The 25450-nt window shown below is 70.7% G+C and carries 30 protein-coding genes; 11 read left to right on the plus strand and 19 right to left on the minus strand.

Going from position 1 to position 25450, the window contains the following annotated elements; genetic code table 11:
- From AB0J74_RS30780 to AB0J74_RS30790, 3 genes are all read left to right on the plus strand, one after another.
- Nucleotides 1–495 (plus strand): amidohydrolase family protein (locus tag AB0J74_RS30780; protein WP_363454152.1); only part of this gene is annotated, 495 nt, incomplete at its 5' end.
- Complete coding sequence (locus AB0J74_RS30785) at nt 492–1184, plus strand: iron-sulfur cluster assembly protein (protein WP_363454154.1); 693 nt, start codon at nt 492–494, stop codon at nt 1182–1184. The genes AB0J74_RS30780 and AB0J74_RS30785, both read left to right, overlap by 4 nt.
- Nucleotides 1181–2206 carry an NAD(P)-dependent alcohol dehydrogenase gene (locus AB0J74_RS30790; protein WP_363454156.1) on the plus strand — a complete coding sequence of 342 codons (1026 nt, stop codon included), beginning with the start codon at nt 1181–1183 and terminating at the stop codon, nt 2204–2206. The genes AB0J74_RS30785 and AB0J74_RS30790 overlap by 4 nt, the downstream gene beginning before the upstream one ends.
- A gap of 161 nt (nt 2207–2367) precedes the next feature.
- On the opposite strand, the gene AB0J74_RS30795 is transcribed toward AB0J74_RS30790, so the two are convergent.
- Together AB0J74_RS30795 and AB0J74_RS30800 are read right to left on the minus strand one after the other, a co-directional pair.
- The gene (locus AB0J74_RS30795; RefSeq protein WP_363454158.1) at nt 2368–3240 is read right to left on the minus strand and encodes a methyltransferase domain-containing protein; all 873 of its coding nucleotides are present in this window, start codon (nt 3238–3240) and stop codon (nt 2368–2370) included.
- Nucleotides 3240–3533 (minus strand): hypothetical protein, encoded by a 294-nt coding sequence (locus tag AB0J74_RS30800; RefSeq protein WP_363454160.1) that lies wholly within the window; start codon nt 3531–3533, stop codon nt 3240–3242. The genes AB0J74_RS30795 and AB0J74_RS30800 overlap by 1 nt, the downstream gene beginning before the upstream one ends.
- Before the next feature lie 65 nt (nt 3534–3598).
- On the opposite strand from AB0J74_RS30800, the gene AB0J74_RS30805 reads away from it, so the two are divergent.
- Together AB0J74_RS30805 and AB0J74_RS30810 are read left to right on the plus strand one after the other, a co-directional pair.
- Nucleotides 3599–4225: a helix-turn-helix domain-containing protein gene (locus AB0J74_RS30805; protein WP_363454162.1), complete on the plus strand. Its 627-nt coding sequence runs from the start codon at nt 3599–3601 to the stop codon at nt 4223–4225.
- A gap of 56 nt (nt 4226–4281) precedes the next feature.
- Nucleotides 4282–4890 carry a class I SAM-dependent methyltransferase gene (locus AB0J74_RS30810; protein WP_363454164.1) on the plus strand — a complete coding sequence of 203 codons (609 nt, stop codon included), beginning with the start codon at nt 4282–4284 and terminating at the stop codon, nt 4888–4890.
- Between the two features lie 26 nt (nt 4891–4916).
- Here the strand turns inward: AB0J74_RS30810 and AB0J74_RS30815 are convergent, their stop codons facing one another.
- Nucleotides 4917–5819, minus strand: coding sequence for an AraC family transcriptional regulator (locus tag AB0J74_RS30815; protein WP_363454166.1), 903 nt, complete (start codon nt 5817–5819; stop codon nt 4917–4919).
- A 124-nt stretch (nt 5820–5943) separates the two neighbouring features.
- Between AB0J74_RS30815 and AB0J74_RS30820 the strand changes: the two genes are divergently transcribed.
- Nucleotides 5944–6366 (plus strand): organic hydroperoxide resistance protein, encoded by a 423-nt coding sequence (locus AB0J74_RS30820; RefSeq protein ID WP_363454168.1) that lies wholly within the window; start codon nt 5944–5946, stop codon nt 6364–6366.
- A 16-nt stretch (nt 6367–6382) separates the two neighbouring features.
- Here AB0J74_RS30820 and AB0J74_RS30825 read toward each other — a convergent pair whose 3' ends face one another.
- The 9 genes from AB0J74_RS30825 to dapA form a co-directional block, all read right to left on the minus strand.
- Entirely contained in the window at nt 6383–6847 is a 465-nt protein-coding gene (locus AB0J74_RS30825) for a hypothetical protein (RefSeq protein ID WP_363454170.1), read from the minus strand.
- Nucleotides 6848–6863: 16 nt separating this feature from the next.
- Nucleotides 6864–8054, minus strand: coding sequence for an ABC transporter permease (locus AB0J74_RS30830; protein ID WP_363454172.1), 1191 nt, complete (start codon nt 8052–8054; stop codon nt 6864–6866).
- On the minus strand, nt 8051–8746 hold the full coding sequence (locus tag AB0J74_RS30835; RefSeq protein ID WP_363454174.1) for an ABC transporter ATP-binding protein: 696 nt from the start codon (nt 8744–8746) through the stop codon (nt 8051–8053). The genes AB0J74_RS30830 and AB0J74_RS30835 overlap by 4 nt, the downstream gene beginning before the upstream one ends.
- The gene (locus AB0J74_RS30840) at nt 8743–10038 is read right to left on the minus strand and encodes an efflux RND transporter periplasmic adaptor subunit (RefSeq protein ID WP_363454176.1); all 1296 of its coding nucleotides are present in this window, start codon (nt 10036–10038) and stop codon (nt 8743–8745) included. Before AB0J74_RS30840 ends, AB0J74_RS30835 begins: the two co-directional genes overlap by 4 nt.
- A gap of 77 nt (nt 10039–10115) precedes the next feature.
- Nucleotides 10116–11363, minus strand: coding sequence for an efflux RND transporter periplasmic adaptor subunit (locus tag AB0J74_RS30845; RefSeq protein WP_363454178.1), 1248 nt, complete (start codon nt 11361–11363; stop codon nt 10116–10118).
- Between the two features lie 127 nt (nt 11364–11490).
- Nucleotides 11491–12315, minus strand: a complete 825-nt coding sequence (locus AB0J74_RS30850) for a DUF4097 family beta strand repeat-containing protein (RefSeq protein WP_363454180.1) — start codon at nt 12313–12315, stop codon at nt 11491–11493.
- A 26-nt stretch (nt 12316–12341) separates the two neighbouring features.
- Entirely contained in the window at nt 12342–13091 is a 750-nt protein-coding gene (locus AB0J74_RS30855; RefSeq protein ID WP_363454182.1) for an ABC transporter permease, read from the minus strand.
- Nucleotides 13088–14029, minus strand: coding sequence for an ATP-binding cassette domain-containing protein (locus AB0J74_RS30860; protein WP_363454184.1), 942 nt, complete (start codon nt 14027–14029; stop codon nt 13088–13090). Before AB0J74_RS30860 ends, AB0J74_RS30855 begins: the two co-directional genes overlap by 4 nt.
- Before the next feature lie 78 nt (nt 14030–14107).
- A complete protein-coding gene (gene dapA / locus AB0J74_RS30865) occupies nt 14108–14989 on the minus strand; it encodes a 4-hydroxy-tetrahydrodipicolinate synthase (protein WP_363454186.1) in 882 nt (293 codons plus the stop codon).
- Nucleotides 14990–15061: 72 nt separating this feature from the next.
- Here dapA and AB0J74_RS30870 point away from each other — a divergent pair, with 72 nt between their 5' ends.
- From AB0J74_RS30870 to AB0J74_RS30880, 3 genes are all read left to right on the plus strand, one after another.
- Nucleotides 15062–15982, plus strand: a complete 921-nt coding sequence (locus AB0J74_RS30870) for a LysR family transcriptional regulator (protein WP_363454188.1) — start codon at nt 15062–15064, stop codon at nt 15980–15982.
- A gap of 130 nt (nt 15983–16112) precedes the next feature.
- Nucleotides 16113–16874 carry an alpha/beta hydrolase gene (locus AB0J74_RS30875; RefSeq protein ID WP_363454190.1) on the plus strand — a complete coding sequence of 254 codons (762 nt, stop codon included), beginning with the start codon at nt 16113–16115 and terminating at the stop codon, nt 16872–16874.
- Nucleotides 16875–16883: 9 nt separating this feature from the next.
- Nucleotides 16884–18137 (plus strand): aspartate aminotransferase family protein, encoded by a 1254-nt coding sequence (locus AB0J74_RS30880; protein ID WP_363454192.1) that lies wholly within the window; start codon nt 16884–16886, stop codon nt 18135–18137.
- Here the strand turns inward: AB0J74_RS30880 and AB0J74_RS30885 are convergent.
- The 4 genes from AB0J74_RS30885 to AB0J74_RS30900 form a co-directional block, all read right to left on the minus strand.
- Nucleotides 18117–19085, minus strand: a complete 969-nt coding sequence (locus tag AB0J74_RS30885; RefSeq protein WP_363454194.1) for a hypothetical protein — start codon at nt 19083–19085, stop codon at nt 18117–18119. The two genes, AB0J74_RS30880 and AB0J74_RS30885, sit on opposite strands and share 21 nt — an antisense overlap.
- Nucleotides 19086–19173: 88 nt before the next feature.
- The gene (locus AB0J74_RS30890) at nt 19174–20376 is read right to left on the minus strand and encodes an FAD-dependent monooxygenase (RefSeq protein ID WP_363454197.1); all 1203 of its coding nucleotides are present in this window, start codon (nt 20374–20376) and stop codon (nt 19174–19176) included.
- Complete coding sequence (locus AB0J74_RS30895) at nt 20373–21032, minus strand: VC0807 family protein (RefSeq protein ID WP_363454199.1); 660 nt, start codon at nt 21030–21032, stop codon at nt 20373–20375. Before AB0J74_RS30895 ends, AB0J74_RS30890 begins: the two co-directional genes overlap by 4 nt.
- Entirely contained in the window at nt 21029–21625 is a 597-nt protein-coding gene (locus tag AB0J74_RS30900) for a TetR/AcrR family transcriptional regulator (protein ID WP_363454201.1), read from the minus strand. Before AB0J74_RS30900 ends, AB0J74_RS30895 begins: the two co-directional genes overlap by 4 nt.
- 132 nt (nt 21626–21757) lie before the next feature.
- Here AB0J74_RS30900 and AB0J74_RS30905 point away from each other — a divergent pair, with 132 nt between their 5' ends.
- Complete coding sequence (locus AB0J74_RS30905; protein ID WP_363454203.1) at nt 21758–22282, plus strand: hypothetical protein; 525 nt, start codon at nt 21758–21760, stop codon at nt 22280–22282.
- A gap of 249 nt (nt 22283–22531) precedes the next feature.
- Here the strand turns inward: AB0J74_RS30905 and AB0J74_RS30910 are convergent, their stop codons facing one another.
- Complete coding sequence (locus AB0J74_RS30910) at nt 22532–23962, minus strand: tetratricopeptide repeat protein (protein WP_363454427.1); 1431 nt, start codon at nt 23960–23962, stop codon at nt 22532–22534.
- 104 nt (nt 23963–24066) lie between these two features.
- On the opposite strand from AB0J74_RS30910, the gene AB0J74_RS30915 reads away from it, so the two are divergent.
- Nucleotides 24067–24822, plus strand: a complete 756-nt coding sequence (locus AB0J74_RS30915) for an SDR family oxidoreductase (RefSeq protein WP_363454205.1) — start codon at nt 24067–24069, stop codon at nt 24820–24822.
- Nucleotides 24823–24827: 5 nt separating this feature from the next.
- On the opposite strand, the gene AB0J74_RS30920 is transcribed toward AB0J74_RS30915, so the two are convergent.
- Nucleotides 24828–25106, minus strand: a complete 279-nt coding sequence (locus AB0J74_RS30920) for a PRC-barrel domain containing protein (protein ID WP_363454207.1) — start codon at nt 25104–25106, stop codon at nt 24828–24830.
- Complete coding sequence (locus AB0J74_RS30925; protein ID WP_363454209.1) at nt 25096–25449, minus strand: hypothetical protein; 354 nt, start codon at nt 25447–25449, stop codon at nt 25096–25098. Before AB0J74_RS30925 ends, AB0J74_RS30920 begins: the two co-directional genes overlap by 11 nt.
- Between the last annotated feature and the right edge of the window lies 1 nt (nt 25450).

Below are 25450 nucleotides of genomic sequence, written 5' to 3' on the forward strand. Positions count from 1 at the left end.
ATCTGGCCGTTGGACAAGGACGCGTTCGATGTGTCCGATGTGGACCATGCCGCGACCGACTTCCCGGAGCTGAACTTCATCGTCGAGCACGTGGGCCTGCCGCGGATCGAGGACTTCTGCTTCATGGCGACCCAGGAGCCCAACGTGTACGCGGGCCTGTCGGTCGTCATCGGCGGTCTCATGCACGCCCGGCCGAAGTTCTTCGCGAAGGTGATGGGCGAGCTGCTGTTCTGGGTCGGCGAAGACAAGATGACCTTCGGCAGTGACTACGGCATCTGGGAACCCAAGTGGCAGATCGAAGGGCTCGTCGACTGGGACTACCCGAGCGACGAGTTCTCCGACTACCCGCGGGTCACCACCGCCACCAAGAAGAAGATCCTCGGGCTCAACACGGCGAAGCTCTACGACATCGAGGTGCCGGCGGAGTTCCGCCTCGACGCCGGCGAGGGCACCCCGGCGGCCCGGGAGGACGCGCAGCTGGTCGAGCCGACATGACCACGGACACGGGGTCGCGCCCCCTCTTCGACGCGCTCGACGAGGTACGCGACCCGGAGCTGGACGAGCCGATCACCAAGCTCGGATTCGTCGCATCCGCGTCGCTGTCCGACGACGGCGACGCGGTCGTGCACCTGCGGCTGCCGACCTACTTCTGCGCGCCCAACTTCGCCTATCTGATGGTGGCCGACGCCTACGACGCGGTGTCCACCGTGGAGGCCGTGCATCGAGTGGAAGTGGTGCTCGACGAGCACTTCGCCGCCGACGCGATCAATGAGGGAGTCGCGGCGCGGGCCGGCTTCGTCGGCTCCTTCCAGGGGGAGGCCGTCGACGAGCTCGACACGCTCCGCGAGAATTTCCTCCGCAAGGCCGTGCTCGCCGGCACGGACCAGGTGTGCAGGCCACTCGTTGACGCGGGAGCCACGCCGGCCGAGCTCGCCGCGCTCACGCTTGGCAGGGTGCCGCCCTCGCCCGCACTCGCCCGGCTACGACGCCGGCGGGCCGAGCTGAGCCTCCCGGCCGGGGACGACGCAACGCTGCTCATCGAGCCGGGCTCGGGCGACCCCGTGGACGCGCCTGCGGTGCCGCTGCACCTGCGCAAGGCCCGGCTGACCCGCACCAGCCTCGACGCCAACACCGGCATCTGCCGCGGCATGCTGCGCCACCGCTACGGAGTGGAGGACACATGAAAGCCGTACGGCTACACGCGTACCACCAGCAGCCGGTGGTCGAGGACGTACCGGAACCGACCGTCAAAGGGCCGTTCGACGTGCTCGTCCGGATCGGCGGCGCCGGCGTCTGCCGCACCGACCTGCACATTGCCGAAGGCCAGTGGGCCGCGGCGATGGCCCCACAGCTGCCCTACACACTCGGCCACGAGAACGCCGGGTGGGTGCACGAGGTCGGCTCGGCGGTCTCCAGCGTCGCCGTCGGCGACACCGTGATCCTGCACCCCACGACGACCTGCGGCCTATGCCGCGCCTGCCGGGCCGGCGACGACATGCACTGCGTCAACAGCTCCTTCCCCGGCCTGTCCCACGACGGTGGGATGGCCGAAGTCCTACTCACCTCCGAGCGCGCCTGCGTCAAGCTCGACCCGTCGACCCGCCCCCAGGACGTCGCCGCCCTCGCCGACGCCGGCATCACCGCCTACCACGCCGTCCGCAAAGCCGTCCCACTCCTGTATCCCGGCACCACAGCCGTCGTCATCGGCGCCGGCGGGCTCGGCCACATCGGCATCCAATGCCTCGCCGCCCTGACCGCCACGAAGATCATCGTCGTCGACCGCAACCCCGACGCACTCAAGCTCGCCGAACAGATCGGCGCACACGAGACCGTCGTCGCCGACGGCACTCACGTGCAGGCCGTGCAGGACCTGACCGGCGGCCGCGGCGCCGACGTAGTGCTCGACTTCGTCGCCGAACAGGGCGCCGAAGCCGACGCGTTCGCGATGACCGCGCGGGCCGGTTCCTACTTCGTCATCGGGTACGGCGGCACCGTCCACATCCCGACCCTCGACATCATCTCCACCGAACGCAACATCGTCGGCAACATCGTCGGCACCTACAACGACCTCGCCGAACTGATGGTGCTCGCCCAAGCCGGCCGCGTCACCCTGCACACCCGCACCTACCCACTGGACGCCGCCCTCGACGCGATCCAGGACCTCGACGCCGGCCGCGTCCGCGGCCGCGCCATCCTCGTGCCATAAGGGCCCCACGAACAGTCAGCACCTGCCAGGCCGCCGAATACTGTCCCGTCGGCACTGCGGCGACGCCGTCGGGCGCGGCGGGGGCGCGCTGGTTCGTCGCGGTTTCGGGCGGCGGCGCTGGCGAGGAGTGCGAGGAGCGGCCTGCCGAGAAGTCACCGGCGTCATTCCTGACCTCGGGCGGGCTCGGGGGTTGTCGCCGTAATCAGCCAGCATCCGGCGGGCAACCGATAGCCGTTGCCGGCCGTGCGGAAGCGTTCCAGTAGGCGTGCCGCGCCCGCACGGGCGGATTTCTGGGCGGACGGAAGAGCGGCCCGGTAGGCCGCGCCGGCGGGACCGATCTCGATCAGCCATGCCGCGACCGCTTCGGGGTCTTCGGGCGGTTCGAGCGCGACGTCCTGCGCGACGACCGCGACGTCGGTGAAGCCCGCCGCGGTGAGCAGGCGGGTCACCCGCGCCGGGTCCGCGAAGGCGAACGGCCCCGGCTCGTCACCGATCGGTAACGGCGGCATCGCACCCAAAAATGGCGCCGCGCCGAGCATCGCCGCTGGCAGCCACGGATTCGCGCCGCCGTCACGGAACACGGTCGCGGCCAGCCGGCCCCCGGTGCGCAGAGATCGCCGGATCGTCGTCAGTCCGGCGACCGGATCCGCGAAGAGCATGAGCGCCATCCGGGAGTGGACGGCGTCGAACGGCGCTCCGGGCACGCGATCGAGGGTCTCGATGTCGCCGACCAGGTAACGCAGACCCGGCGCGGCGAACCGCGCCCGGGCTGCCGCCACCATCGCGGCGGCGAGGTCGAGGCCCACGGCGCTGCCCGATGGTGCCACCGCCGCGGCGAGTTCGGCGGTGGCACCGCCGCACCCGCAGCCGACGTCCAGCACCCGTTCGCCGGGCCGTAGCCGCAGCCAGTCGAGCGCCGCCGCGCCCAGCGGCCGGCCGACCTCGTCGTGCCAGTCGGCATGCGTGATCCAGCCGGGTGCCGCCTGCGCCCAGAAGTCGGCATTGCGGGCCCGCAGAGCGGAGGTGTCAGTCATCAGAACGGCATCTCGGCGCCGGAGACGCTGGTGGACCGGAACCTGGCGGCCTTGGTCGGGTCGAAGCCGTCCTCCTGCGCTGCCAGGCCCGCGGCGCGGACCAGGCGCTCCGTCTGGAACCGACGAAACGCGGCCTCGTCGGCCCAGACGTTGATGATTCGCCAGCCTTCCTCCGAGGGACCGGCGACGTGGGCCAGCAGGCCCGGCGGGCGGTCCGGGCCGAGGTGCTTCTCGACCTGGCGATACTCCTGCTCGGTGACTCCGGGCATGTCCTGCACGACGCCGTACGGCATTTCGACCACCTAAGGCTTTAGTCAATAGAGCGAAGCTTTATCTAATAGTGGACTACGCTGCCCCCGTGGCTGTCAACCGCCGATATGTTTCGCCGAGGCGCCAGGAGCAGGCGCGGCTGACGCGGCGAGCGATCCTCGATGCCGCCGCCAAGTTGTTCGTCGACCCCGGCTACGCGGCTACCCCGCTCACCGCCATCGCCGCCGAGGCCGACGTCGCCATCCAGACGGTGTACGCGGTGTTCGGCAACAAACGCCAGCTCCTCTCCGACCTGGTCGACGTGACCCTGGTCGGCGACGACGAGCAGGTGGCGATGCAGGACCGGTCGTTCGTCACCGACATTCGCGGGCTGACCGGTCTGCGACCGAAACTCGCCCGATACGCCCGGCATCTCTCCGAGGTCCACGCCCGGCAGGCTCGCGTGATGCTGGCGCTCGCCGGCGCGGCGACCGCCGACGCGGACGCCGCGGCGATCTGGCGCAAGAATCTCGAGGATCGCCGCCACGGCATGCTGATGTTCGCCGCCGACCTGATCGAGACCGGCGAGGTGCGGGTCGACCAGGAACAGGCCGCCGACGTGTTGTGGCTCGCGCAGGACGTGCGCAACTACGACTGGCTCGTCGGTCAGCGCGGTTGGTCGGCGGAACAGTTCGAGGAGTGGTTCGTGGCCAGTGTCGCCGCTGTGCTGACCTGAGAGGGTGACGACCACCCGGCCCGCTCTGGCCTTCCGAGGGTCCCTAGACTCGCCCGGTGAACCTGGAGCCGGTCAGGCAGGCATATGCGTCCGTCGCGGAGCTCTACATCGATCTGTTCGGCACGAGCCAGCAGGTACATCCCGACGACCTCGCCTTCATCGGGCGACATCTGGCCGGCCAAACCGGCCCGGTGCTCGACCTGGGCTGCGGCCCTGGCCACATCACCGAATACCTGCGCGCGCTGGGTGCCGACGCGACGGGAATCGACATGGTCCCCGAGTTCATCGCCCACGCGCAGGCGGCCCACCCGAGCGGCACCTACGAACTTGGGTCGTTCGACAATCTCGCCGTTGCCAACCAATCCGTCGGCGGCATCCTGGCCTGGGGCTCGTTGATCCATCTGCCGCCGCAGGATCTCGACGGCGTGCTCGCGGAGTTCCGGCGGGCGATGGCCCCGGCCGGAACGTTGGTGGTCGCTATTTTCGTTGGTGACGAAGTCGAGGCCTTCGACCACAAGGTCGTGACCGCCTATCGCTGGCCCGTCGACGAGTTCTCCGAGCGACTGGCCCGAGCCGGCTTCGCGGAAGTCGAGCGCCTGCTGCGGCCCGGCGACGCCACCCATCGGCCACACGCCGCCATCGCGGCGGGGGCGACCAACGGGTGAGTCAGCCTACGTGCACCGGGTCGCGGTCATCGCCTCGACTGCTGGCGGAACTGGCCCGGCGCTAGGCCGTGCTCGCGTTTGAAGGCCTTGGCGAAGGCGAACTCTGACGTATACCCGGTGCGTTGCGCGACGGCCTGCAGGGGTCTGTCGCTGTCGCGCAGCAGTTGCGCCGCCAGGGTCATCCGCCACCAGGTCAGATAGCCCAGGGGCGGCTTGCCGACCAGCGAGGTGAACCGGCGGGAGAACGCCGCCCGCGACAAGCCGGCCTTCGCGCCCAGTGTTTCGACCGTCCACTGTCGAGCCGGTTCCTGGTGGATGTGGCGCAGCGCCGCGGTGATCACCGGGTCTCGCAGCGTCGCGGCCCAACCGCCGCCGGTTTGTGACGACAGCCAGGCCCGCAGGATGTAGAGCAGCATCATGTCCAGCAGCGCCGACACGACCGCTTCGGTTCCGTGCTCGGGATTGGCGATCTCGTCGCCGAGCAGGTTGACCGCCGCGTGCAGCGGCCGGTGATGGCCGAGACGAGCCGGCAGGTGGATCACGTCGGGCAGTTCCTCGAAGAGTGGATGCGGGCGCGTCTGGTCGAGCGTGTAGGCACCGCACAACAGGACCGTCGCGGCCCCCTCACCGTCGTCGGTGCTCGGTGTGATCGCCGGCAGGCTGGCCGACGGTGCGTTCGCCAGCGGCGTTGACACGCTGTCGGCCAGCGCGTGCCCGCAACCGTGCGGCAGGCACACGACGTCACCGGCACTCAGCGCGATCGGCGCGCCCTCCTGCGGGATCAACCAGCACGACCCCTCCAGCACGACATGGAAGCCGGCCCCGGAGAACGGTTCGGCCCGGACGCCCCACGGAGCACGCTTGCGGATCTCCGTGGAGTGCGGGCGACCCGTGCGCATGACACCGATCGCGTCACTGAGTACGTCCATGGACCGATCGTATCGCCCGCTCAAGCACCGACGAGACGATCAGACATGAAATGGAGACGGTGAGGCCTGGAGGGGTCTTCGCAAGCTCCATACGTTGAACGCACACCCGACCGAAGGGAACAGCATGCTCACCAAGATCCTCTACACCGCCGAGGCCGTCTCCACGGGCGACGGCCGCAACGGTCACGTCGCCACCTCCGACGGCCGTATCGACCTCGACCTGGCCATGCCGCCCGAACTCGGCGGGACCGGCGACGGCGCGAACCCGGAACAGTTGTTCGCCTCCGGCTACGCCGCCTGCTTCCACAGCGCGCTGCGGTTGGTCGCCCGCCAGACCGAAGCGGACATGACCGACTCCACCGTCAGCGCCCTCGTCAGTCTCGGCAACGAGGACCAAGGCCTGGGCCTGGCGGTGACCCTGCTCGTCAACCTGCCCCACGTCGCGCCCGGCACCGCGAAGGAACTCGCCTCGGCCGCACACCGCGTCTGCCCCTACTCCCGCGCCACTAACGGCAACATCCCGGTCGAACTGCGGATCGCCGACTAGCCGCGGGCATCGTGTCTCAGCCGGTCTTCGTGACCGCCGAGGCCGTCACCGAGCCCTCCGCGTCGGCGCTGCCCTCGACGCTGACCTTGTCGCCGGCCTTGAGGTTCGTGAGCTTTCCCGGAACCCGCACGGTGGTGTCGCCGTCGGTGCGGACGGTGACCAGCTCGCCCGAGGCCGTTTGCACGTAGACGGTCTTGCCGTCGACCAGTTTGACGGTGCCGGTCGTGGCCTCGCCGCCGCCGGCTCGCTGGCGGGCGGCACCGCCGGGGAACGCGGTCGGCGGGGTGAGGGTGCCCTGGCCGCGGAACCCGGCCGGGCCGGACGCCGCGGTGGGCTGGTCGCCGTAGGCCTTCTGGACCTGGATGCCGGTCGCGAAACCGCCGACGAGCAGCAGCGCCAGAGCCAGGACCAGGGTATATCTGTTCCACCAGCGGCGGCTCGCCGCGGCGGCCAGTTGGGCGTCCAATGTGTAATGGGTCACCAGAGGTCTCCCGATGTCACTCGTAGCGGAGGGCGTCGATGGGGCGCAGGCGGGCGGCCCGGTTGGCGGGAACACTGCCGAAGAACAGGCCGATCGCCACAGATACGCACAGGGCTAGCGCGATCGAGCTGGGAACGATCACCGGTCGTACGCCGACGATCGTGAAGTGACTGCCGACGAGTGCGGCCGCCACGCCCAGCCCGCCGCCGAGCAGGCTGAGCATCGTGGCTTCGGCCAGGAACTGGGTGAGGATCACCCGGCGTGGTGCGCCGAGTGCCTTGCGGATGCCGATCTCGCGGGTCCGCTCGGTCACCGTGACGAGCATGATGTTGGTGATGCCGATCCCGCCGACCAGCAGGCTGATGCCGGCGACGGCACCGAGCAGCGTGGTGAACGTGTCGGCCGTCTGGCTCTGCGTCTCGAGCAGCTGCGACGCGTTCTGGATGCGATAGGGCTGGGTCGTCGAGTTGGCGGGGACCTGCACGCGTTGCGAGAGGATCGTGGTCACCTGCGACTGCGCGTCGGTCACCTTCTCGGAGGAACTGGCCTCGACCACGATGGAGTTGAAGGCGCCGTACCCGGTCAGCGTCTGCTGCACCGCGGTCAATGGCGCGATCGCCAGGTCGTTGGCGTCGAGGAACCCGGACGCGCTGCTCTTCTGGTCGAGCACGCCCACCACGGTGAACAGGGCGCCGTTGACGGTGATTTCCTTGCCGACCGGCTCGACGCCGGGAAACAGTTCGTCGGCGACGGTCCGGCCGATCACGACGACCCGGCGACCCTGGGTGACGTCGTCGTCGGTGAAGGCCGTTCCGGTGCCGACCGGCGAGTTGGACGCGCCGAAGTAGCTCGGATAGCTGCCGACGAACTGTTGGACCGCGTGGTCCGTGCCCTCGTAGGTGAGGGTCGCCTGGGCGCTGACGACCGGCGACACCGATGCCACGTCGGGCGCGAGCACCGGGTCGTGCAGCGCCTGCGCAACCGGCGGCGTGAGCACGTCGCCGCTACCGGCACCCTGCACGGTCAGGGTCCTGGTGCCGAGCGCCTCGATCCGGTCGGCGACCTGGCGGGCCGAGCCGTTGCCGACCGCGACGAGCAGGATCACCGCCGCGACACCGATCAGGATGCCGAGCATGGTGAGCCCGGAGCGGAGCTTGTTGGCGCCGATTCCGCGCACGGCGAAGCGCAGCACCTCGAAGAAACTCATGTCAGGATCCGTTCCTGCCGGACGTCGGAGGCGATCTGGCCGTCGAAGAGCCGGATCAGTCGGCTGGCCCGGGCGGCTACGTCCGCTTCGTGGGTGATGAGAAGGATGGTGCGGCCGGCGGCGTGCAGGTCGTCGAAGATGCGCAGGATGTCTTCGGTGGACCGGCTGTCGAGGTTTCCGGTCGGCTCGTCGGCGAGCACGAGCGCCGGTTCGGTGACGAGGGCCCGAGCCACCGCCACGCGCTGCTGCTGGCCGCCGGAGAGCTGGTTGGGCTCGTGGTCGGCCCGGTCGTCGAGGCCGACCATGTCCAGCGCGACCCGCGCCCGTCGCCGGCGCGCCGCCGCGTTCTCGCCGGCGTACGCGAGCGTGAGCTCCACATTGGCCAGTGCGGTCGTACGCGGGATCAGGTTGAAGGACTGGAAGACGAACCCGATGCGCCGGTTCCGGACCAGCGCGAGCTGACGGTCGTTGAGTCGGCTGACGTCGACGCCGTCGAGCAGGTATTGCCCGGTGGACGGGATGTCGAGGCAGCCGAGGATGTTCATCAGCGTCGACTTGCCGGAGCCGGACGAACCCATGATCGCCACGTACTCACCGCGTTCGACGCTCAACGACACCCCACGCAGGGCGTGGACGGTCGCGGCGCCCTCGCCGTAGACCTTGGTTATCTCGCGGACGTCGAGGACGGTCACCGGCCACCTCCGGCCCGCCGGCCGCCGTTGAACCCGCCGCCGGCCGGGAAGCCTGCGCCACCCGGGAAACCGCCACCGCCAGGGAAGCCGCCCTGATTGGAGCTGGTCGTGGCCAGCGTGACCGCTACCTGCTCCCCGGCCGCGAGCCCGTTCTTGATCTCGGTTGTGCCGTCGCCCTCGATCCCTGTCTCCACGGCGCGCACCGTGCGCTGCCCGCCCGCGACGACCGTCACGCTGTGGCGGTTCCCCACGGTGGTGACGGCGGCGGAGTTGACGTAGACGACGTTCTCCGCCCGTGCGACCGTCACCGACACGTTGACGCTCTGGCCGGCTCGCACTCCCTCGGGCAGTTCGTCGAGGGTGAACGTCACGCCGTAGGTCACGACGTTGTTCGCGGACGTCGCGTTGGGGTCGATTCCGGCGACCTTGCCGGTGGTACGGGCGCCCGGCAGCGCGTTCCAGGTCACCGTGCCGGACTGGCCGGCCTTGAGCTTGGTGGCGTCGCTCTCCGAGACCGACGCGGTGACCTCGAGCTTGGTCAGGTCGGCGATCTCGATGAAGCCGGCCGACGATCCGGAGCCGCCCGCCACGCCGTTGCCCCCGTTCGACCCGTTGGAGCCGTTCGATCCAAAGGACCCCGTAGACCCGGTCGAGCCGGTCGAGCCTGTCGAGCCGGAAGTCCTCGATGAGCCGGTCGACCCGGAAGACCCGGATGAGTTGGTCGAGCCGGAAGACCCGGATGAGCCGGTCGAGCCGCCGACGGTGCCGTTGACCGCGGTGACCGTGCCGGCTCGCGGCGCCCGCAGGGTGGTGCCGGCGACACCGTCGTCGGCTTCCTCGACGTCGGCGTCGGCCTGGCTCACCTGGGCCCGCGCCTCGGAGGTGTCGCCGTTGGCGTGTTCGGCGCGGTCGAGCGCGGCTTGCGCCGCGTCGCGGTCGGCCTTGGCGGCGTCGAGTTGTCGCTGCGCGGCGGTGTCGTCGACGGTGGCCAGGATCTGGCCCTTCTTGACCTTGTCGCCGACCTTCACGCGGATGTCGGTGACCGTCCCGGACGTGGCGAACGAGGCGCTGGCCGTCGCGGCGCTGCGCACATTGCCGGCGGCCGACACGGTAGCGGTGACGATGCCCCGGGCAGCGGTGACGGTGCGGGTGCCGGCGGCGCTCGGCCCAGCCGCCTCGGCCTTGCCGAAAGAGGTGTACGCCCATACGCCGGTGCCGGCTATCGCCAGCGCCAGGACGACGTTGACCAGCAGGGCCGGCGACAGGTCCGGTCTCGGAAGGGATCGGCGCATGCGCGACAGCTTGGAGCAGACGCCTCGGAGCCAGCCTCGCACCAGCTCAAAGCTGCCTGGGAACGGCTGGATACGAGCTATGCGCCGGCTAGGACGACCTCGTCACCTTCGACTAGACCACTCTTGATCTCGGTGTACCGGTCGCCGCGCAGGCCGATCGCGACCGTTCGGGTCTGGTCGCCCGCGGTCGTGCGTACGACGGCGGTTCCGTCGCCGTGCACCGCGGTCGAGGGCACCCGCAGCACGCCGGTGACCTGGCCCGTGGTGACCCGGACGCTCGCACTCTGGCCGACCAGAAGGCCTGCCGGAACCACCTCGAAGGCGAGCAGCGACCCGTAGCGCACCATGTTCCCGTCGGCGGCGCCCACCGGACTGACCTGGACGACGCGGGCGGCCAGCTCGTCGCCGGGCCGGTTGGCGAGCGTGACGGTCGCCCGCTGCCCGACCTCCAGGTGGTTGGCGTCGGCCTCGGGAAAGTCGGCCGCCACCTGCATGCCGGCCACGTCGGCCACCGACACGAACGTGCTGCCCGCCCCGACATCGGTGCCGACCACCCCGGCCACCGTCAGGACCTTGCCGGCGATCGGCGCCTTGAGCTTCGTGCCGGCGAGCTGATCCTGCGCTTCGGCGAGCGCGAGCCGGGCGCTCGTCAACCGCTGCTGTGCGGTGAGTACGGGGTCGCCGCCCCGCTGGCCGGCACAGTCGGAGCTCGCGCCGCCACCCCGCGGCCGGTTGCCGCCGGTGTGCGGCGGCCCGGCCGACCCGCCCGGGCGCGGCGGTTGGCTGGCCGACCGGGTAGGCGAAGCAGATGCGGACGGGGTGGGCGAAGCGGCTGCGGACGGCGTGGCCGAGGGCGACGCCCCGCCGGTCCAGGCGAAGGCGACCGTCCGCGCCGGGACCCCGGCCGAGTCGGCCACCGCACACGCCGCCTGGCCGCTGTCGTCCGCCGCCCGCGCCTCGTCGAGCGCGGCGTCGAGTGCTTGGCGCGCGTCGTCCACCCGCTCCTGCGCGTCGGTAGCGTCGATCTCGGCCAGCACCTGGCCGGTCTTCACCTGGTCGCCGGCGCGCACGTTGACCGCCGTGACCGTGCCGCCGGTGGCGAAGCTGAGCGTGCGGGTCTGCGCCGGTTCGAGCGACCCGGTCGTCGCGACGGCGGTGACCACGTCACCGCGGTCTACCCGGGCAGTGCTCGTCGTGGCCGACGCCGCCGGGTCGTGCCTGTTCATCGCGTAGGTGACCGCGGAAGCGAGCACCACGGCCAGCACTATCGCGCCGCACGCGGCGAGCCGCGTACGCCCGCGCCACACGTTTCGGCGAACGCCCATGAGCCGCGAGTCTCGGTGGTCCACCTCGCAGGCCGCTGTGCCGCACCTCGGAATTTGCTCAAAGACCTGGGCGCCGCGGAGCCGCCTCGACGAAACGGGTTCGTCGAGGCGGCTCGGCGGATCGGTGTCACCGCGCGGGCGCGATGGTGATGTCGCCGTTGCGGGTGCGGGCGCGGACGGTGACCTTGTTGTCGGGGTTCTGGATCGGTGGCAGGAAGTTGTAGACCGAACCCTTCGTGCTGTCGGCGTCGACCGCGGCGGCCGAGGCCGGGTTGACGCCGATGTCGATGTTGCCGGCGTGGTTGGCCAGGTCGGCGTGGCCGGCGGCCAACTGGCCGATCCGGATCGCCCCGGTGCCGGTCTTGACGGTGGCGTTCGCGTCGGCGCGGTCGATGTCGAAGCCGGCGTTGCCACTGGACAGGTCCAGATCCGCCGCCGCGTGACCGATCCGCACCTGCCCGGCCGAACTGGAGAGTTTGACCGCGCCGCCGACCTCGCCGATCCGCAGCGCGAACCGGGCTCCGTCCACAGTGGCGCACTCGCCGATCCGGTCGATGGTGACGTCGCCGCCCGCGATGTTGGCCCGCAGGTTGGTGATCCGGTCGAGGGCGATCCGGCCGGAGGCCAGGTGCAGTTCGCACTCGCCGAGCGAGCCGTGTGCCCGCACGTCGGAGTGAGCCAGGTAGGACACCAGGCTCGAGCCGGCCGGCAGGTTGATGGTGATGGCGACCGATCCGCTGTTCTCCCCCGAGGTGGTCGTCTTGACCGACAGTTGACCGGCGGCGAAGTCGACCTTGGTCTTCTCCGCGACCTTCACGTGCGACGGGTCGGCTGGGTTGACGGCCTCGACCGCGACGGTGGTGTCGACCCGGTCGGTGGCGTTGACCCGCACCTTGGCCCCGGCGACGACGACGGTCAGGGCGACAGGGCCCGGGGTGGCAAAGGTAGGCACGATCTCGCTCCTCAGTCTGATGAAGGTCAGGCGCGCTTGTTGAAGGTGGATCGGGCCCAGAGGTAGCCGATGGCGGCGATGAGCACGCACCAGGCGATGGCGGTGATCGCGTCCCGGCCGGACGGTGCCCCGTTCAGGAGGCCGCGGAGGGTTTCGATGATGGGAGTGAACGGCTGGTATTCGGCGAACTCGCGCAACCCCGGGCCCATCTTGTCGGCCGGGACGATGGCGCTGGAGAAGAACGGGAGCATGACCAGCGGGACCGCCGCCAGGCCGGCGGTCTCCGGTGATTTCGCGAACAGGCCGAGCGCGACGGTGAACCAGCCGGCGGCGAAGCCGAGCAGCACGATCATGCCAAGGACGCCGAGCCAGTCCAGGGCGCTGGCGGACGGGCTGAAGCCGAGGGCGAACGCGACGCCGGTCAGCGCGGCGATCGCCACCAGGTTCGTCAGCACGGTGGCGATGACGTGACCGGTCAGGACCGCGCCGCGGGAGACGTCCATGGCCTTGAACCGGTTGATGATGCCCTTGGTCATGTCCGAGTTCACCGCCGTGGCGGTGGATCCGAGGCCGTAACAGACGGCCAGGAGCATCAGGCCGGGTGTGGCGTAGTCGATGTAGTCGACCCCGACACTGAACGCCTTGCCGAACATGTAGACGAACATCAGCATGATCACGATGGGCATCAGGACCGCGTTGAACACCGAGGTGGGGTTGCGGCCGATGTGGGTGAAGTTGCGGCGCAGCATCACGATCGAGTGGGCCTGGGAACTCATTTCACGTCCGCCTTCGAGCTGGTGGGGGTGCCGGTCAGGGCGAGGAATACGTCATCGAGGTCGGGCAGGTGTACGGAGAACTCGTCGGCGTTGACCGACTCCCGGTCGAGCCGGTCCAACAGCGCCCGCAGCGACTTGGTGCCGCCGTCGCTAGGGACCCGCAGCGCCAGGGCCTCGTCGTCGCGGGTGGCGTCGGTCAACACCCGGGCAGCCGCGTCCAACTCGGCGACATTGGCGAACCGCAGGCGCACATGCGAGCCGGGAACCTGCCGCTTCAACTCGTCCGGGGTGCCCTGCGCCACCAGGTGGCCTTCGTGCAGCACCGCGACCCGGTCGGCGAGTTGGTCCGCCTCCTCCAGGTACTGGGTGGTGAGCAGGACGGTGACGCCGTCGGCGACCAACTCTCGGACGATCTGCCACATCGTGCGCCGACTCCGCGGGTCCAGACCGGTCGTCGGCTCGTCCAGGAAGATGATCGACGGCGAGCCGACCAACGTCATCGCCAGATCCAACTTCCGGCGCATACCGCCGGAGTAGGTCGACGCCTGCTTGCCCGCCGACCCGACCAGGTCGAACCGCTCCAACAACCCCGCCACGACCCGCTCGCTGGAGCGCAGGCGTTTGAGGTCGGCCATCAACTGCAGGTTCTCCCGACCCGTCAACAGCTCGTCGACGGCGGCGAACTGGCCGGTGACCCCGATCGCCGCCCGCACCGCCTTGGTCTGCGACGCGATGTCATGGCCCGCGACCCGGACCGTGCCGGCATCGGCACCCATCAACGTGGTCAGGATGTTGACTGTCGTGGTCTTCCCCGCACCGTTCGGCCCCAGCAGGGAGAAAACCGAGCCCGTCGGCACCTCGAAGGAGATGCCGTCGAGGACCACCTTGTCCCCGAACGCCTTGCGCAACCTGGAAACCTCAATCGCTGAACTTCTCATGCCGCCAACAATCAGCGGCACCCCTGACACCCACCTGACACGCCCCTGACACGGCGACTGACACGGGCGCCGGTGCCCTCACCCGACCTCGACGGCGAGTGCCTCCTTCAGCCGCGCCAGGTCCGAAGCCGGCGCCGGGAGCAACGGCGACCGCACCGTCGCGTGCGGGATGATCCCCCGTTCGGCCAGCGCGGCCTTGGCCAGCACCGCACCCTGCGACGTACCCATGACGGCGCCGACCAACGGGTCCAGCGACCGCTGGATCGCCCGCGCCGAGGCAAGGTCGCCACCGCGCACCGCGCGGATCAGATCGGCGTTGCGGTCGGCGGCGACGTTCCCGACGACGCTGAGCAGGCCGGCGGCGCCGCAGGCGAGATAGGGCAGGTTGAGCTCGTCGATCCCGCAGTAGTAGGCCAGTGGCGTGCGAGCCATCACCGCCATCGCCGAGGGCAGGTCACCCTTGGCGTCCTTCACGGCCCGGATCCGCGGATGCCCGGCCAGCGAGATCAGCGTGTCCGTCTCCATCGCGATCCCGGCGCGCGCCGGAACGTCGTAGAGCATCACCGGCAACTCGGTGGCATCGGCCACCGCCACGCAGTGCGCCTCCACCCCGGCCTGTGTCGGCCGGGAGTAGTAGGGGCAGACCAGCAGCAGCGCGTCCGCGCCGGCCGCCGCGGCCGCGCGGGCCCGGCGCACGCTGGCGGCCGTGTCATAGGTGCCGACCCCCGCGATCACTCGGGCCCGCCCCGCCGCGCGGGCGGAAACGGCACCGACCAGCCAGGCCGACTCCGTTTCGGTCAAGGTCGGCGACTCGCCCGTGGTCCCGCCGACGACGATGCCGTCACAGCCGGTGGTCAGGAGGTGGTCGACGAGATCGGCCAGCCCCGATTCGCAGATCGCGCCGTCGGGGCGCATCGGGGTCACCATGGCGACGAGGTTCGAGCCGAAAAGCAAGGTCATGGACTGAGCCTGCTCGCCTCGATACCTGCGGTCCAGCGATGCTTTCTTGGCACTATTACGTACCATCGCTTCATGATCGATGTCACCGCCCTGCGGGCCCTGCGGTCGGTGGCCGCTCTCGGCACCCTGGCCCGGGCGGCCGACGAACTGGGATTCACCGCCTCGGCGGTCTCGCAGCAGATCAAGCGGCTCGAACGCCAGGTCGGCGTGCCCGTGCTGGCCCAGGCCGGCCGCGGCGTCGTGCTCACCGCGGCCGGCCAGGCCGTCGTCGAGGCCGCGCCCGACGTCTTCCAGGCGCTGGAGCGCTGCGCCGAGGCGGCCCGGTCGGTCACCGACGGCGCACCGCGCGGGGTGCTCAAGGTCGCCGCCTTCTCCACCGCCATCCGCGGCCTGCTCGCGCCGGCCATCCCGCGACTGTCGGCCCGCTGCCCCGACCTGCGCCTGCACCTGATCGAGCAGGACCCGGACCAGGCGCTGCACAGCGTCGACACGGGTGTGGCCGACCTCGCCCTGGTGCACGACGCCGACGGGCTGCCGGCTCCGTTGCCGCCGTCGATGACCCAGCGCCACCTGCACACCGACGCCGGCGACGTGGTCGTGAGCCGCACCCATCCGCTCGCCGGGCTGACCGCTCCCCTCGCCCGCGAAGACCTGGCCGGCCATGCCTGGGTGACCAGCCCGCCCGGAACCGTGTGCCACCAATGGTTCCGCCGCCTGTTCGCCGACGCACCGGAGGAACCCGCCGTGCGACACCTGGTCGACGACTTCGCCACCCAACTCGCGCTGGTCGCGGCCGGCGGCGTGGTCGCACTCATCCCCAGGCTCGCCCGCCCGCCGCTCGGCGAAGAGTTGGTCTCGCATCCGCTGGAACCCCAACCGAAGCGCGAGGTGTACGCCGCCTGGCGGCGCAGCGCCGACGCGAGCCCGGCGATCCGAGCGGTCCTGCGGGAGCTGGCGGAAAAGCGGTTGAGGGATCGGGCAGCCACGCTCTAGCGTGCAGTCGACAGCGGCACGGCGCGAGGAGGTGAGACCCATGAACGCTGGGTGCTCCCCCGTCGCGCGATCGACCTAGCCGTCGCCGGGAGCGCCGAACCCAACAGGCACTCCCGAAAGGCACAAACTCATGCACTTCACTGTGGAGACATCGTCCAACGGTGTCGTCGAACGCGAATTCACCCTCGGCGAGATCACCGGCGTCATCTGGTCGCCCGTTTCCGGGCCCGACCACGCGCCACTCGTGTTGATGGGGCACGGCGGCGGCCTGCACAAGAAGACGCCGGCACAGGTGGCCCGCGCTCGCGACCTGGTGGTCACGCGAGGGTTCACCGTCGTCGCGATCGACGCGCCCGGGCACGGCGACCGGCCGCGATCGGCAGCAGACGAGCAGGCCCGCGCCGACCTCCGCGAGGCCGTCGCGGCCGGCGACAACGCACGCTTCCGGTCGGTCACCATCGGATACGCCACCGCGCTGGCGGCGCGCGCCGTACCCGAATGGCAAATGACCCTCGATGCTCTCGCGACACTGCCGTGGATCGGAGCCGAGGCGCCGATCGGGTACGGCGGTGGCATCACGCTGGGCACCGCGATCGGGATTCCGTTGACCGCGGCCGAGCCCAGGATCCGAGCGGCCATCTTCGGCGGCGGCTTCTTCCCACACGAGGCACTGCTCGCGGCGGCCAGGCGGATCACCGTCCCGGTCCAGTTCCTGCTGCCGTGGGACGACGAGCACGTCGACCGCTCCGCCGCGCTCGCCTTGTTCGACGCCTTCGCCTCGCCGGAGAAGACGCTGCACGCCAACCCGGGCGACCATCGCAGCATCCGCTGGGTCGGTCTCGACAACGAGTTCCTACCGCGGCACCTGTCCAGCGGCGCGCGCGGTGTCTAGCGTGGATCCATGGGCTTCTGGGAAGACGTCGACCGGCACCTGGTCCGCTACTCGGCCGCCGGGCGGTTCACGCCTGAGGTGATCGTTCGCGCCGAGGGCAGCTATGTGTTCACCGAGTCCGGGCGGAAGATCCTCGACTTCACCTCCGGTCAGATGAGCGCCATCCTCGGCCATTCCCACCCCGACATCGTGGCGACGATCCAGGGCCAGGTCGCGACGCTCGACCACCTGTTCAGCGGGATGCTCAGCCCGCCGGTGGTCGATCTGGCGCGCCGCCTGGCCGGATCGTTGCCGCAACCGTTGTCCAAGGTGCTGCTGCTCACCACCGGCGCCGAGTCCAACGAGGCCGCGATCCGGATGGCCAAGCTGGTCACCGGCAAGCACGAGATCGTCTCGTTCGCCCGGTCGTGGCATGGCATGACCCAGGCCGCGGCGGCCGCGACCTACAGCGCTGGGCGCAAGGGCTACGGGCCGGCCGCGCCGGGCAACTTCGCGATCCCGGTGCCGTTCGTGCGCGGCGCCGCGGAGTTCGACTGGGCGGGACAGCTCGACCTCGCGTTCGAGCTGATCGACGCCCAGTCGGTGGGCAGCCTGGCCGCCTGCATCGTCGAGCCGATCCTCAGCTCCGGTGGCGTGATCGACCTGCCGGAGGGTTACCTGGCGGCGCTGGCGGCCAGGTGCCACGAGCGCGGCATGCTGCTCATCGTCGACGAGGCACAGACCGGCTTGTGCCGCACCGGCGCCTGGTATGCCTTCGAGCGCGACGGCGTCGTGCCCGACATTCTCACTCTCTCGAAGACGCTGGGCGCCGGCCTGCCGCTGGCCGCGATGGTCACATCGGCGGAGATCGAGGAGCGGGCGCACGAGCGCGGCTATCTGTTCTTCACCACGCACGTCTCCGACCCGCTGGTCGCCGCGGTCGGCAACACGGTGCTCGACGTGCTCGAACGCGACAAGCTCGACGTGCGGGCGGCCGAGTCCGGCTCCTTCCTGCGCGACGGCCTGCTCGACCTCAAGGCCAAACACGACATCATCACCGACGTACGCGGCCGCGGCCTGCTCGCCGGCCTGGAACTGGCCTCCGACGAGGTGGGCGCCGAGGTGACCCGGCGTTGCCTGGCCCTCGGGCTGCACATGAACGTCGTGCAGCTACCCGGCATGGGCGGGGTGTTCCGCATCGCCCCACCCCTCACCGCGACCCGGGACGAACTCGCCGACGGCCTCGACATCCTGGACCGCGCGCTAGCAGTAACCCCGGTGTAGGAACGGTCGTTGGCCCGGCTCGCCGATGTCCAGCGGGATGTTGACCGAGCCGGGCAACGCGTCAAGGGTGGTGTTGGGCAGGATGAACTCGCGCCCGGTGTAGCGCTGCTCCACCGACTGCGCCTGGGCCGGCTGGCAGACGAACGGGTCGGCGTAGGTGTTGTAACCGCGCCCCACCCCGGTGTTGAGGAACCCGGCGTCCTGGCACTGGAAGAGCACGGCCCGCAGCGCCGCGGCATCGCGCGGCCCGGTGTAATCCGCGGCGACGTTGGCGAAGCACCGCGTCGACTCGGCGCCTTCGTAGGGCGACGGCCCGGCGGCGGCCAGCGCGTCGAGGAACGCGCTGTCGCAGCCGATCTCGGGCCCGGGGAAGGCACCGTCGAGCAGGGCGTCGCGCCGGCAGCCGGTGACGTGTTCGAACGCGTCGACCGCGTCTTCGGTGCGACCGAGCCGCGAGTAGGCCCGTTCGAGGTCACGCAGCGCCGCGCGCGGGAAGCCCAGTTGGTCGCCGACCAACCGGAACCACTCGGCGAACGTCGGCACCCGTGCGTGCACGCCGCGCGGGAGGGTGTAGACGGCGAGGTCGGTCTCGTAGGACCAGCTGTCCAGGCCGGGATAGCCGACATAGGACAGGATCCCGACGCCGACCTTCGCGGGCTGGTCGCCGTAGCGGTGGCGCAGCCGCAGGTAGGCCTCGAGGTTGACACTAGAGCCGGCCCACGCGTACGCGAAGCCGCTGGGGTAAAGGAAGTCGTCTCCGCGGCTGTGCGTGGTGGCGAACAGGGTCGGCGCGACGCAGCGCACCTCCCGCGCCTGCCACGCGGCCTGGAACTGGCTCGGGGTGGTGACGCAGCGCCCGCCCGCGGCAGCCGGCGATCCCACGAGGAGACCGCCGGCGACGACCAGGACAAGGGCGCAGAGGAGGGTACGTGTCCGGCTGAGGTCCATCGACGGCTCCTAGCGATCCGGTGTGCCGCCAGTCTTCACGCCGGAGCCACCGATGTCGATGGACGATCGACCGAACCCGCCAGGGGGCTCATGAGAGGAAGCCGTCCGGGCGGACGGTGACCGGGCCGTGCGGGGTGTCGACGACGTGGTGGCGGCCGTCGTGCAGCAGGGTCAGGTCGAGGTCGGGCAGCCGGTTGCCGTGGTCGAGGCCGGCCACCCGCTCGGCCAGCGCCCGGCTGTCGACCAGCTCGGAGAACACCGCGCGCAGTGCGGTGACGTCTTCGTCGGGCACCAGCAGGACGCCCTGGGCCTGGGTCGACTGCAACACCCGGGCCGCCACCGGGTGGCGTTCCGCGTGGTAGGTGTCGAGCAACTCGTCGCCGGATTCGCCGCGGACCACCTCGGCCAACTTCCAGCCCAGGTTGAAGGCGTCCTGCAGGCCCAGGTTGAGGCCCTGTCCCCCGGCCGGCGAATGGATGTGTGCCGCGTCGCCGGCAAGGAAGACGCGGCCCGCGCGGTATTCGGCGGCCTGCCGGGTGGTATCGGTGAACCGGCTCGCCCAGCGCACGTCGCCCAGCGTCAGGCCGTCGTGCGCCAGCGCGTCGGCCACCTCGGCATCGGGCACCGGGTCGTCCTTGCCGGCCGCCAGCTGTTTCGGGCCGGCGGCCAGCACCCGGAAGACGCCGTCGCCGAGCGGCAGCACGGTCAGCAGGCCATCGCCGCCGGGAGCGGGCAGGGTCCACTCGGCCGGGCCCGCCCCGGCCAGCGTGACGTCGGCGACCAGGGCGCAGACCCGGGCGTCGCGGCCGGGGAAGGCCACACCGAGTTGCTTGCGGACGGCGCTGCGGGCACCGTCGCAGCCGACCAGGTAGCCGGCCGCTTCGCCGTTGACCACGACGCCGGCCCCGTCCTGGCTGAACGATCCCAGTGGTTCGCCGTAGCGGATCTCGGCGCCCAGGTCGCTGGCCCAGGCGGCCAGCCGCTCCTCGACGCGGGCCTGCGGAATGCCGATCTGAAAGGGGTACGGCGTGCGCAGCCGCGAGTAGTCGAGCGGGATGCCGGCGAAGTGCCCGGCCGGTAGCCGCGCCGGCGCGATGGCCAGGATGTCGTAGAGGAGGCCGCGGGAGGCCAGCACCTCGGCCGACCGGGGCTGCAGGTTGAGCGCCTTCGACTGGCCCGTGCGGGCGGCCAGCCGCTCCAGCACCACCACCCGGGCGCCGCCCAGGGCCAGCTCGCCGGCCAGCATCAGGCCGGTCGGGCCGGCCCCGGCGACGACCACGTCGACGCTCATGCGCGCAGGTCCCACTTCTTGGTGTAGTAGAGGTGGAACAGCAGGGTCGGCACCAGGATGACCGGCCAACTGGCGTTGAGCACGGCTGGCGCGAGGTCGAGCGGCAGCAGGTAGGCGGCGAACAGCGTCACGACCACGTTGAACAGGCCCGCGCAGCCCCAGACGAAGGTGAGCACGCGCATGGCGTACCGGAAGCGCCGATCCGTGTCCCATTTGGACTCCCATGCGTGCAGCCCCGCATCGCCCACCTTGGTCAGCACGAAGGTGCGGTAGAGCGACATCAGCGCGGGCCGGCCGACCCAGACCGAGGCCAGCAACCACACCGCGACCAGGCCGCCGAGCAGGCCGCCCCAGGCGTCACGGACCAGCATCGTGCGGGCGTCGCCGGTCATCGCGGAGACGCCCAGGCTGAGAGCGACGACCGAGATGACGAACACGGCCAGGAGGTCGACCTTGCGGGTACGCGTGAACCTGACGATCACGGCGATCACCGGGATCACGCCGGACAGCAGCAGTGCCCACCACTGGTCGACACCGCCGGCGCGGAGGGCGTAGTAGGCGATGAGCGGCAGGGCGAAGTCGACGAACATCCGCACGAGCAGGGTGCGACGGTTGACGGGCTTCGCGACGGGCGAGGGTTCGATCACGGTGTTCACGAGGGGTCCTTCTGAGTCGCGCGGGTGAAGAGGGCGACCAGTTCCGCCGCGTAGGCGTGCGGGTCGAGGTCGGCCCGGTTGGCCGCGGCGTCGATGGCGGAGCGCAACGTCACCGCCATCACGACCGGATCGAAGGTGCGGAAGTCGCCGGCCGCCTGGCCCTCACGGAAAAGGGTGGCCAGCCGCGAGATCGGGTCGTCGAGGTCGTCGAGCCGCACCAGCGGGGTGCCGTCGTCGGCCCGGGCGTTCGCCGCGATCTCGTTGACCGCGCGGATGGCGGTCGGATGCTCGGCGATGAACTCCAGATTGGACTCGATGTAGGTGGCCAGCAGTTCGGCCCGGGTGCCGCCGGCGCGCAGCCGCTTGCCCATGTAGTCGGCCGCCTCCGCGAGCACGGCACCGACGACGGCCCGGACGAGCTCGGCCTTGTCGTCGAAGTGGTAGGAGATCAGCCGCGTGCTGCTGATCCCGGCCCGCTTGGCGATGCGGGCGAACGAGGCGTTGCCGTACCCCAACTCGGCGATCGTGTCGATCGCGGCCAGCACGATCTGCGCCCGCCGCGCTCCCGACGTCACGCTCTCAGTTACTCGCATGAGTAACTTTTTACTCGCCCAAGTAACTCCCGTCAACCCGAGTTCGGGTTCGGCAACGCGCCACCGTCTCTTCTGCCAATCCCGCCCGGGCGTTCATCGTCTCGTCCCCGGCGCGGACGTAGCGTCACGCTGGTGGTTATCGAGCAGCGTTCACGTCTCGGTCTGGTCGGCGCCGTGTTCCTGGTCGGGCTCGCGCTCATCTACCCGGCGCGTTGGTTGATGCATCCCTGGGCCGCGCCGCTGGGGCCGGCCCTGGTGGGCTACTGGCAGGGCGAGGTCGCCTACGGCCCCGACGACAGCCGCACGATCGTGCTGCGGCTGACCGAGGGCGTCGGCGGCGGCGACGAGGGCTCGGAGATCGGCGGGACCGCCACGGTGTGCGCCGCCGAGCAGGACGCGACCTACGCGCTATCGGGCGATGCGCTCGACTATCGGGGCACGCGCTTGTTCCTCAACGCCCAACCCACCCGGGACGCGACCGGCCTCCATCTGGGCCGGCTCGATGGTGCCTGGGACGGCCACGACGGCCTCACCATCTCCACCACGCTGCTCCGGACCGCCCCGGACGGGAGTGTCACCTCCGCTGATGCTCCGACGGTGCGCTTTCAGTTGCACCGGGCCGGCAAGGCCGACTTCACCGCGCGTTGCGACGTCTGACTCATCTGAGAGTGGAGCTCTGGGCAGCCCCACCCTCGTTCCCGCACCGTCGGCCGGCATCAACGCCATCCGCAACATCCCTGCCGACGGCACCTACCTCCGCACGCCGGACGGTTCCATCTACGCCATGATCGGCGGGGCCAAGGTCTGGGTGCCCTCCGTCGGCAGATCCTGCTCGTCTCGCTCGTTTTCGCGCCGGCGGGATGCCACTGAAACGCACGGGGTCCAGGATCGACGGGTCGCTGGTGCTCATCGCGTCGTCAGCCGGCGGCGGAACTCGGCGTGGGCCGACTGCATGACGCCGTTGAGGCGTTCGAGTTCCTCGTCTGTCGGCTCGCGTTGGAGGCTGACGCTGATCTGGAAGTCGCCGTCCTTCATCGTCACGTCGAGGTCGGCCAGCAGATCCGCGGGTAGGCGGCTGAGGACGAACGCTCGGTACGCGTCCGTGATCGTCGACTGCATGTCGCCGCAGCCGCAGGTGCGGCCCTCCAACACCGCGCCCAGGTGGCTGCGGGCGGTCAACGCGTCCGGATGGACCGGGTCCAGGTTGGACAGTGCCTCCTCCAGCACGCCGCGGGCCTCGTCCAGCCGGTTCTCGTGCTGCAGCAGGATGCCCAGCGCGACCTCGGCCCGGCCCAGCATCTCGCGGTCAGGACCCCGGCGGGCCTGCGCCACCGCCTCGCTCAGGCGTTGCTCCGCCGGGCCGACCTGACCGGCTTCGCGCAGCGCCAGCCCCCAGTTGCGCAACACCTGGCTGACCAGCTCGGGCCGACCGATCCGCTGCGCCCGCTCGTACGCCGATGCATAGGTCGCCAGCGATGCCTCGACGTCGTCCTGCGCCATCGCCAGGCCCAGCGCGGCCATCAGCGCGTCCTCCGCCCGGCCCTGGCGGTCGTAGGAGGCGAGCACGCGCTGGATCGCGTCCACCCGCCCCGGGTCTTGGCCGAGGTTCGCCAGCTGCGAGAGCACGTTGAGCGTCGCCTGGTGGTCCGGGCCGAGCCTGGCCTCCAGGGCCGCGGCCAGGTCGGTCAGCACGGCCGGGTCGACGCCGTCGCGGGTCACCACCGACGTCGCCACCTGCTCGACGACCTCGTCCGGCAACTGGGTCAGCTCGGCGAAGAGCGGACCGTCCACGCCCTCCGCTCGCAGGATCGACGCCCGCAGTGCCAGGGCGGTGGCGACGCGTTCGTGGCCGTTGCGCCAGAAGTTGGCAACCGTCTCCTCGATCACCTGGCGGGCCTCGCGCACGTTGCCGCGTTGCAGCAACACGTCGGCGAGCGGCTCCAGGCCGAACGCGTAACCGGCGTGCTCGCGGCCGTAGAACGCCAACCTGGCCGCCGCGCCCGCGCGCAGCTCGGCTTCGGCCTCCTCCAGGCGGCCGGCCATCCGCAGCACCATGCCCAGGTTCATCCGGTAGGTGAGCTGGTCCTTGGCCGCCTCCCGGTCGGCGCCCGGCGCGACCGAGACCGCCGCCCGGAAGCATTCGATGGCGCGGGCCACCTGATCGCAGTTGAGCAGCAGGTTCCCCAGGTCACACTGGGCCGACGCCCACGCGACGCTGCCGCGGCCGTGCTTCTTCGTCACCGCCTTCAGCTCGCGGGCCATGACTTCTTCGGCGTCGACCACGCGGCCCTCCCGCAACAGCGCGAAGGCGACCTCGATCGGAGGGGGTTTGGACATCACGGTGCGGGAGTCTAATGATCAACGGGCGCGCCGACTGTCCCTCGCACTCCTAGGAAGAGCGCACACTGGTTGGCCGCGGCGGGGTTGCGCAGGCTGGAGCCATGAAGCGAATCGCAGTCATCACCGGCGGCAACCGGGGCATCGGGCGTAGCGCCGCGTTGCATCTTGCCCGGGCCGGGGTCGGTGTCATCCTCACCTACCGGACCCACCCCGAGGAGGCGGCCGAGGTGGTCAAGGAGATCACCGACCTGGGCTCCGAGGCCGTCGCGCTCGAGCTCGACGCCGGCGTGGTCGGGTCGTTAGACGCCTTCGTCACGTCCGTTTCCGACGTCCTGGGGCAGACGTGGGGCCGGGACAGTTTCGATTATCTGGTCAACAACGCCGGGCTGCAGATCCCGATGTCGTTCGGCGAGGTGACCGAGGAGAGCTTCGACCGGATCGTCGACATCTACTTCAAGGGCGTCTTCTTCCTCACCCAGAAGCTGGCCGGCCTCATCGCCGACAACGGGGCGATCGTCAACGTCTCCTCGGCCATGACCCGGTTCTACGTGCCGCAGCGGATCATCTACAGCGCCGCCAAGGGTGCCGTCGAGGTGCTCACCCGCTATCTCGCCGAAGACCTGGGCAGTCGCGGCATCCGGGTCAACACCGTCGCACCGGGCGCCGTCGCCACCGACTTCAGCGGTGGCCTGCTGCGCGACAACCCGCAGGTCCAGGAGCACATCGCCGGCGTCACCGCGCTGAAGCGGATCGCCCTCGCCGACGACGCCGGCGGCGCGATCGCCGCGATGCTGGGCGACGGCAACCGCTGGGTGACCGGGCAGCGCATCGAGGCATCCGGCGGCATGCACCTCTAGGGCCGCTACCGCAGGCGCAGCGCCGACCACGGCACGGTGGTCATGTTGCGGCGCAGGATCAGGCCGGCGGCGGTCTCCAGCAGCCACGGGCCGCCCGCCTCCTCCCGCTCGTACCCCAGCAGGCGTCCCCAAGGCCCACGCACGACGATGGCCGCGGTGATCAGCGGACCGTCCGCGCCGTCTTCGGCGATCAGGTCGACCACCCGCCCGAGCGGGCGGCCGTCGCGGCCGACGGCGGTGCGGCCGAGCAGGTCGCTGACCCGGGGGCGGCGTTCAGGCGTCATCGTCGGCTCCCGGGATGCGGCCGATCGCGTGATCGTCGAGCCAGCGTTCCAGCGGTGCCGGGTCGAGGATCTCGAGCCGCACAGACAGGTGTACGGCCGAGTCGATCCGCGCGACGACGTCGTAGGGGATCCGGCGCGGACCTAGGCGGTCGACGTCGAGTCGCGCCGCCGAGGTCTCCACCCAGCGGCCGAGCCAGCCGCCGAGCCGCGGGCCGAGCGCCTGCTGGCCGGTGAGCAACGCGGTCACCCGCGGACCATCGAGTTCGAGGTCGTCGACCTTGCCGACGGGCGTACCGTCACGGTCGACGATCTGGCGGTCCAGCAGGTCGAACGCGAGCAGCATG

Origin of the sequence: Asanoa sp. NPDC049573 (genome assembly GCF_040676615.1) — a bacterium.
Taxonomy (GTDB): Bacteria; Actinomycetota; Actinomycetes; order Mycobacteriales; family Micromonosporaceae; genus Asanoa.